The sequence below is a fragment of the Legionella sp. genome (assembly GCF_965140895.1).
Taxonomy (GTDB): Bacteria; Pseudomonadota; Gammaproteobacteria; order Legionellales; family Legionellaceae; genus Legionella.
In genome coordinates, this window is sequence record NZ_CBCSKT010000011.1 from 1 (window position 1) to 1,209 (window position 1,209).

Genomic DNA, 1,209 nt, shown 5'->3' on the forward strand with positions numbered 1-1,209 from the left:
ATTGGAATTATTATTTCAGGAATTGCGGTATTGCTACTGTGTTTATGTAAATTTGGGGTACTGAAAATTAATAGCGTTTCGTTTAATCAGTCAAAAACGACCTTAGCTGCTCAATCAACGGATGATTTAGGACAAAATCAACATCAGCTAAAGAACGAATCACTTGAAGCCCCTGCAAAGAATTCGTAATAAAAACCGCATCAGCCGCGTCTATCCTGGCTTGAGTTAACGATTGCTCATGGCAGGGGATATTTTTTTGCCTACAAAAAGCTAGAATTCTGGAACGAGTAATGCCAGGTAAAACACCATCCGTCAACAGAGGGGTGAATAAGGTTTGCTGTTGAATAATGAATAAATTGGCGCAGGAGGTTTCCGTTGCATGATGTTCTGAATTAAAAAATAAGGCATCATCAGCACCTGCTGCAAGCGCCTGACGTCGCGCCAAAATCGCTTCTAAATAATTAACTGATTTTACACTATAGATTGGATTTGCTGCATCCCGTAACCAAGGGGCGGAAATTAAACGTAAAGGCTGGATTTGCGCGGCAAATTGAAAGCTTTGCAACACTAATTGGCTGTGCTGCCCATATTGAGTCAAACCGCGAGGTGCGCTACCGCCACTTAAAATAGCTTTGACTCCCCCATTAATCAGCTGATCTTGTTGAATTTTTTTCACTAAACACTGCAACCAATGTTCATAGGGAAGAGTAAAAGGAATACCTAATTGTTGCGCGGAACTCTTTAGCCGTTGCCAGTGTAAATCAGACCAGCACGGTTTGCCATGTACGACTTTAAGTGTCTCAAACAATCCCTCCCCTAAAAGGATGCGATCATCTGCTGCGAACACTTTACTCTTCTCCTCCTCCATGAACACCTGGGTATGCATAATCTGGCTGCTGTCTAATAATCTCCAAAATCATCCAATTCATCTCGCAAACGCTTTTCATCCAACATTTGCTCTAAACGTCGTCGCGCATCAAGATCTTTAGGATTCGCATTTTCGATTTCTGGATCAATATCCAAATCCTCTTCGAGGTCAAACTCTTCAGCTACTTCGCTCGTAGTATCATCATCATTTTCTTCAAACAAATCACTCATAACATTCTCTCAATGATTTATTAATATGTCTAATCGGGTAAAACCGAAACGGGTATATACCTTATTTTTTTTTCTTTGCCTAGAGTTTTAGGTAGTTTAATTTGTAGGTGC

Annotated in this window: 2 protein-coding genes; both read right to left on the bottom strand. The window is 40.6% G+C overall.

The genetic code is table 11. The features are described from left to right. Positions 1 to 82: 82 nt before the first annotated feature. On the bottom strand, positions 83 to 886 hold the full coding sequence (locus ACQY7T_RS01610) for an aminotransferase class IV (protein WP_428410977.1): 804 nt from the start codon (positions 884 to 886) through the stop codon (positions 83 to 85). Between the two features lie 14 nt (positions 887 to 900). Continuing rightward, positions 901 to 1,098 (bottom strand): PA3496 family putative envelope integrity protein, encoded by a 198-nt coding sequence (locus tag ACQY7T_RS01615; RefSeq protein WP_252580685.1) that lies wholly within the window; start codon positions 1,096 to 1,098, stop codon positions 901 to 903. Positions 1,099 to 1,209 lie beyond the last annotated feature (111 nt).